The organism is Paracoccus sp. UBA889 (genome assembly GCA_002294185.1).
Taxonomy (GTDB): Bacteria; Pseudomonadota; Alphaproteobacteria; order Rhodobacterales; family Rhodobacteraceae; genus Paracoccus.
This window is the reverse complement of the sequence record DBFD01000052.1, coordinates 71494-77926: the sequence shown is the minus strand read 5'-3', so window position 1 is coordinate 77926 and position 6433 is coordinate 71494. Positions and strand designations below refer to the sequence as shown.

6 protein-coding genes are annotated in these 6433 nt (G+C 63.5%); 2 read left to right on the top strand and 4 right to left on the bottom strand.

Annotated elements, in window-relative coordinates; genetic code table 11:
• Positions 1-70: 70 nt before the first annotated feature.
• The 3 genes from phaR to phaC form a co-directional block, all read right to left on the bottom strand.
• A complete protein-coding gene (phaR, locus tag B4L36_RS11370; protein ID WP_292957050.1) occupies positions 71-679 on the bottom strand; it encodes a polyhydroxyalkanoate synthesis repressor PhaR in 609 nt (202 codons plus the stop codon).
• Positions 680-862: 183 nt separating this feature from the next.
• Entirely contained in the window at positions 863-1315 is a 453-nt protein-coding gene (locus B4L36_RS11365; protein WP_292957047.1) for a Phasin, read from the bottom strand.
• A gap of 164 nt (positions 1316-1479) precedes the next feature.
• Positions 1480-3264 (bottom strand): class I poly(R)-hydroxyalkanoic acid synthase, encoded by a 1785-nt coding sequence (gene phaC / locus B4L36_RS11360; protein ID WP_292957044.1) that lies wholly within the window; start codon positions 3262-3264, stop codon positions 1480-1482.
• 510 nt (positions 3265-3774) lie between these two features.
• Here phaC and phaZ point away from each other — a divergent pair.
• Together phaZ and B4L36_RS11350 are read left to right on the top strand one after the other, a co-directional pair.
• Positions 3775-5124, top strand: coding sequence for a polyhydroxyalkanoate depolymerase (gene phaZ, locus B4L36_RS11355; RefSeq protein ID WP_414692175.1), 1350 nt, complete (start codon positions 3775-3777; stop codon positions 5122-5124).
• A 70-nt stretch (positions 5125-5194) separates the two neighbouring features.
• A complete protein-coding gene (locus B4L36_RS11350; RefSeq protein WP_292957041.1) occupies positions 5195-5677 on the top strand; it encodes a pyridoxamine 5'-phosphate oxidase family protein in 483 nt (160 codons plus the stop codon).
• Between the two features lie 6 nt (positions 5678-5683).
• Here the strand turns inward: B4L36_RS11350 and B4L36_RS11345 are convergent, their stop codons facing one another.
• Positions 5684-6424: an alpha/beta fold hydrolase gene (locus B4L36_RS11345; RefSeq protein ID WP_292957038.1), complete on the bottom strand. Its 741-nt coding sequence runs from the start codon at positions 6422-6424 to the stop codon at positions 5684-5686.
• Positions 6425-6433 lie beyond the last annotated feature (9 nt).

Here is a 6433-nt window from a genome sequence, read left to right as displayed (position 1 = left end):
CGTGCGCCTTCGACCACTCGGCCACCGCTCCGTGTCGGTCCGTCTAGCCCGCCCGGGCGGCGGGTGCAAGTCAGAGCTTGGAGATGCGCTTCTGGAGTTCGGCCAGTTGGCGGCGGATATCGGCCATGTCTTGCGGGTCGTCGCCCGCCGGGTCGGCACGGCCGCCGGTTTCGCTGGCTGCGGGCGCTGCGGCGCGCTGTCCGGCGTCGTCACCCTCAGGCTCAGGGCCGGATGCACCGCCGCGCCAACCAACCATCATCGCCTTCAGAAAGGCCTGCTGCTGGCGCTGCAGGGCCTCGAAACCCGGCATCCGGGCCATCGGATTCATCGAGGACATGTTTTCCAGCACCTTCGATTGCCCCTCGCGCAGCATCTCGAAACTGGCGGCCAGAAATTGCGGCACGACGGATTGAGCGCTGGTGGTATAGCTTCGCACCAGGTCGGTCAGCACGTCTATGGGCAGGACGTTCTCGCCCCGGCCCTCGTGTTCGGCGATGATCTGCAAAAGATATTGCCGTGTCAGTTCGTCACCGGATTTCAGATCGACGATCTTGACCTCGCGACCCTCGCGAATGAAGCCGGCGATATCATCCAGAGTGACGTAATCGCTGGTCTCGGTGTTGTAGAGGCGCCGGCTGGCATAACGCTTGATCAGCAGCGGCGCGGACCTGGTGACCATCCCTGAAAACCCCTTGCGGCAGATTTGGGCCATGATGGTTGCTGCATACGCAAAAGGCAAAGAAAAATTCCGCGTCGTGACGCGGCTTCGGGCGGCCGCGCGCGGTGGCGGAGGCCCGATCCGGATAGGACAAGGGGGACGGTCGCCCGTCCCCCCGTTTCATCCGATCCTCGAACGTCGCGATCACTTCGCGGCGGCGGTGGCCTTCTTCGCGGCGGTCTGCGTGTCGCGGACGGCTTTCTCGGTGGCCTTCTGGGCGTCCGAGGCAATGTCCTTGCCGGCGGTCAGCATCAGATCGACCGTGTCCATCTGCACCTTCTTGGCAACCTCGGCATAGGCGGCCATATGTTCGGACGTCACTTCGGCATAGGCCGAGGCGAAGTCGGTCATCGCCTTGGCATAGTCCGAGGGCTCGGACTTGACGATGGCGGCTTCACCCATGCGGGCGATCGTGTCCTTGGCCCATTGGGCCGAAATCTCGGTCGAGCGTTCGGCGGCGCTCAGTGCAACCTTGGCCAGTTTCTCGCCCAGGGCGCTTTGCGATTTCATCGCGTCCTGCACCGACGAGGTGTCGACCGGGAAATTCGCCATCATGTCCTGGAAGGTCTTGGTAAAGTCGGGGGTCTTCGTAGCCATCTCATCTCTCCTTTTCGGCGCGGCCAATGCGGGTTCCGAGGGATTCGCCACGCCCGGTTATCGTGAGACCAATATGAATGCTGCGCTGCGGCATTTCAAGCCCAAATGCTGCGTTGCAGCAAATTTTTCCAGGAGCCTGAAATCCCTCGGACATCGCATGCGGATCACCCGGCGCGGTCGTGAACATAGCTGCCGGGCGCGGCGCCCAGCCCTTCGAAGGGCTGCCGTGCATCGACCATCCGCCCTGCCCTTTCGGCCAGCCATTCCCCCCAGCGGGGCCACCAGCTGCCCGGCGCGAAATCGGCCTGTTCACGCCATGCCTCGTGGCCATGAGAAAAGTCGCCATTGCCCGTGTAGTGACCGTATTTCTTCTTCGACGGCGGGTTGACGATACCCGCGATATGGCCGCTTTCGGACAGGATGAAGGTCTTGTCGGTCGCGCCCATCTGCGCCACGCCGCGCCAGCAATCTTTCCAGGGCGCGATGTGATCGGTCTCGCAGGACACGGCGCAAAGCGGCACTGTGACATCCGACAATGTCAGCTTGTGGCCCATCAGATCGAAGCCATTGCCGGCGAAATCGTTCCGTTGGCACAGGCCGCGCAGATATTGCATGGCCATCTTGCCCGGCAGGTTGGTGCTGTCGCCATTCCAGAACAGCAGATCGAAGGCGGGCGGCTGTTCGCCCAGCATGTAGCTGCGGATGGCCGGGCCCCAGACCAGATCGTTGGCGCGCAGAAAGCTCATCGTGCGCGACATCAGTTGCGCCCGCAGCAGGCCATGCCGCTCGACCTCTTCGGCGATGCCGTTGACGAAATCGTCCTGAAGGAAGCTGACGAATTCCCCCTGATCCGAGAAATCGGTCAATGCGGTAAACAGCGTCGCCGAATTCACGCGATCGTCGCCACGCTGCTTCAGCAATGCAAGCGTCAGCGCCAGGGTCGTGCCGGCGATGCAATAGCCGACCACGTTCAGCTTCTTCTGGTCGGTCAGATCGCGAACCTTGTCCATCGCGTCCAGATAGGCGGCGACATATTCCTCCATTCCGACCTCGGCATAGCTGGCATCGGGATTCTTCCAGCTGACGATGAACAACGTGTGACCCTGATCCAGAAGCCAGCGGATCAGGCTGTTCTGCGGTTTCAGGTCCAGGATGTAGAACTTGTTGATCCAGGGCGGAAAGATCAGCAGCGGGATCTCGTGCACCTTGTCGGTCGTCGGGGTGTACTGGATCAGTTCCAGCAGCGGCGTCCGATGCACCACGCGACCTTCGGCGGTGCCGATATTCTCGCCGACGGTGAAGGCATCGCGATCGGCCAGCGAGACGACCATCTCGCCACCGTTCATCTCGACGTCGCGCACCAGGTTCTCCAGGCCCTTCACAAGGCTTTCGCCCTCGGTCTCGACGGCCTTTTCCAGTGCGTCGGGATTGGTGGCCAGGAAATTCGTCGGCGCCATCATGTCGATGATCTGGTCGGTCAGCCAGCCGATGCGCCGCCGTGCCACCTGATCGGGCATGTCCAGCCTGTCCGCCGCCTCGCGCATGGCGCTGGCATTGATCTGATACTGACGCTTGAAGAAGTTGAAATAGGGATGACTGCGCCACAGCGGATTGGCGAAACGCTTGTCGGCGGGGCTGTCATCCTCGGGCGCGCTCAGATTGCCACTGGCCAGCGCGATATTGGCCTTGGCATAGTGTTTCAGCGTCTCGCCCCAGTAATTCACCTGCTGTTCGATCACCCGCGCGGGCTGTTCCGTCCATGACTTCATCCAGGCGTTGGCGGCGGTCAGCAGCAGATCGGGGCCCGGCGCCTCGACGCCAGGATTGGGCAGGCTGCGGCCCGAAAAGGCGTTCATCAGCCGGTTTCCCAAAGCCTCGATCCGCTCGATATTCTCGGCCAGCCGCTGCGCGTTGGGTGCATCGACGCCCATGGCCAGCGCCTCGAGCATCTTTTCGGGCGTGGCGCCAGGGGGCGGCGGCATGGCGCCGGGGGATCGGGGCGTGGCCCCTGCCTCGCTCGAACGGGTCGAGGCCGCGTCCTCCAGCCGGGCCTCGGCCGGGCTGGCTTTCGCGGTCTTGCGCGGTTGGTCTTTCGACGAAGCGGCCGGCTTTGCGGCCTTGCGGGCGGTTGCGGGCCGTGCCGCCGCCACCGATTTCGCAGTCGCGGCATCGGCGGACTTGGCCCGTTTGCGCGGTTCCGCGGCGGCAGGCTTCCTTGTCTCCTTCGCATCCGCCGAATCCTTCGACGTGCCGGTCTTTCCAGATGTTGCCCGAATGCCCTTCCGTTGCGTAACATCTTTGCCCGTCGAGCCTCTGTTGCTTGCCATGAGACGACATCCCCCCTAGAAAGAGGGTAATGATACGCGCAGCGCAGGCACAGCGTAAAGCCGCCAGATCAGAGCCTCAGCCGACCTCGGCCGGGCCCGCACTGCGCCGCAACGCAGAAAAGGGTGGCTAACATGCCGACCAAGGGACTGAAGGGCGTCGTATCCTACGACGCGATGGAGACGATCCGGAACACGAATGAATGGCTCGGCGCGACAGCCCGCGCCTTTGCGTCCTATCCGGTCTTCGCCCTGTCCCCCAACCCGATGTTCAGGCTGATCAGCGCCTGGGGCCATGTCACCGAACGCAGCTTCGCACGCATGGTCATCAAGCCTGACTGGGAAATTCCGGCAATCCTCGGCGAGGACGGCCAGGATCACGTCGTCTATCCCGAACCGGTGATGCGCCGCGCCTTCGGCGACCTGATCCACTTCCGCGTTTCCCGGCGCGAGCCGCAACTTCGCAAGGTGCTGCTGATCGCTCCGATGTCGGGCCATTACGCGACGCTGATGCGGTCCACCGTCACCTCGCTGCTACCCGATTGCGAAGTCTATGTCACGGATTGGCACAACGCGCGCGACATTCCCGTCAGTGAAGGCAAGTTCGACATCGAGGATTACACCAGCTATCTGGTCGATTTCATCCGGTTCCTGGGCCCCGATACCAATGTGGTGGCCATCTGCCAGCCGGCCCCCCTGGCGCTGGCCGCGACCGCGATCCTGGCCGAGGACGAACCCGCCTCGCAGCCGCGCACGCTGACCCTGATCGGCGGCCCGGTCGATCCCGACGCGGCCGCGACCGATGTCACCGATTTCGGCAACCGCATGACGATGGGCGAGTTGGAGCATCTGGCGATCCAGTCGGTCGGCTTCAAATATCGCGGCGCAGGTCGGATGGTCTATCCGGGCCTCGCCCAGCTTTCCTCGTTCATCGCGATGAACGCCGAAACCCACGCGAAGGCCTTCATCGACAAGATCTTTGCCGAGGCACGCGGCACCGCGACGGAAGGCGACCGGCATAACCGGTTCTACGACGAATATCTGGCCGTGATGGACATGACGGCGGAATTCTACCTGTCCACGGTCGAACGGATCTTCAAGAATCTGGAAATCGCGCAGAACCGTTTCACCGTGAACGGGCGACCGGTCGATATCGGCAGGATCACCAGCACAGCCGTGATGACGGTCGAGGGCGCCAATGACGACATCTCGGCGCCGGGCCAATGCGTTGCGGCGCTGGATCTGTGCAGCGGCGTCCCGGCCGAGCGCAAGCAGCAGCATCTTGAACCCGGCGCCGGTCATTACGGCATCTTCGCAGGCAAGTCGTGGCGGCTGAACATTCGCCCGCTGGTGCTGGATTTCATCGACGAGAACATGTCGGTGCCGGATTCGATCAAGCCCAGGCGCCGCCGCGCCCGCGGGGGTGTGGCAGCCGATTGCGGTGTCAACGACCCGGTGGGCGACAGCAGCAAGATCGGCGTCTGATCCCGGAACCCGGCCGCCGTCGCCGGGTTGTTCCCGCAAGGTCGCAGGGTGCGGCGTGAAAGGGATCGACATGACTGACCGGGAAAGCCTGACCGACAGCTTCTGGAACCGGCTGGACGACATCAATGTCGGAATGCTGGGCGTCACCGAAGACATGCGGCTTGTGCCGATGTCGCATTACGCGGACCGTGACCGTCGCGCCCTCTGGTTCATCACCGCCAAGGAAACGGATCTCGCGAAATCCGCGTCGGCCGGCGGGTTGGCTGCGATCCATATCGTGACCGATGGCGGCGCCGGCCTGTTTGCGCGCATCCACGGAACGCTGTCGCTGTCTGACGACCGGGAGAAGCTGGATGAGTTGTGGAATGCCGTTGCCTCAAGCTGGTTCGAGGACGGTCGCCAGGATCCAGATGTGCAGTTGATGCGGATGGATCTGTCCGAGGCCGAAATATGGGCTACAGGTGGCAAGCCTAGCTTTCTCTACGAGATCGCCAAATCGAAGGTCACCGGCAAGAAGCCCGATATGGGCGAGCATGACACGATCCGCTTCTGATCCGGGTCAGACCGGAAGCCCCTCGATCGAGGCGGTTACCAGGTCCAGGCATTCCGGCGTCGAGAACCGGTGATCGGCATCCTTGACCAGGACCAGCCGGATATCCGGCCCGCTGGCATGATCCAGCAACCGCAGCGCCCAATCGACCGGTACATCCGCATCGGCGGTTCCCTGCAGCAGACGCACCGGAAATGGCAGCGGCAGCGGCTGATTCAGGACCAGCCGCTTTCGCCCGTCCTCGATCAGGTGCCGGGTGATCACATAGGGCTCGTCGCTGTAATCGCTGGGCGTCTCGATCCTTCCGTCGCGCATCAGGATCTCGCGTTGCGCCGGATCCAGACCCGCCCAGAATCCCTGTTCGGTGAAATCCGGCGCCGCCGCGATCGTGACCAGCCCGGCCACGCGCTGCGGCATCGACCGCGCCAGCAGCAGCGCGATCCAGCCGCCCATTGACGATCCGACCAGGACCTGCGGCCCATCCGTCAGCGCCTCGATCATGGCGCGGGCGTCTTCGGCCCAATCGCCGATGCAGCCATCTTCGAAACGGCCGCCACTTTCGCCGTGGCCGGAATAGTCGAAGCGCAGGAATGCGCGCCGGGATTGGCGCGCCCATGCCGCAAGATGCAGCGCCTTGGTGCCCTGCATGTCGGATTTGAACCCGCCCAGGAAAACCACGCCCGGTCCCTGCCCCGCGATCCGACGATAGGCGATGCGGCGGCCCTCGCTGGTGGTCAGATGATCGCTCATGCGGCACTC

Coding starts and splice junctions, on each gene's coding strand:
- phaR (WP_292957050.1), bottom strand. CDS start 679: ATGGTCACCAGGTCCGCGCCGCTGCTGATCAAGCGTTATGCCAGCCGG.
- B4L36_RS11365 (WP_292957047.1), bottom strand. CDS start 1,315: ATGGCTACGAAGACCCCCGACTTTACCAAGACCTTCCAGGACATGATG.
- phaC (WP_292957044.1), bottom strand. CDS start 3,264: ATGCTCGAGGCGCTGGCCATGGGCGTCGATGCACCCAACGCGCAGCGG.
- phaZ (WP_414692175.1), top strand. CDS start 3,775: ATGCCGACCAAGGGACTGAAGGGCGTCGTATCCTACGACGCGATGGAG.
- B4L36_RS11350 (WP_292957041.1), top strand. CDS start 5,195: ATGACTGACCGGGAAAGCCTGACCGACAGCTTCTGGAACCGGCTGGAC.
- B4L36_RS11345 (WP_292957038.1), bottom strand. CDS start 6,424: ATGAGCGATCATCTGACCACCAGCGAGGGCCGCCGCATCGCCTATCGT.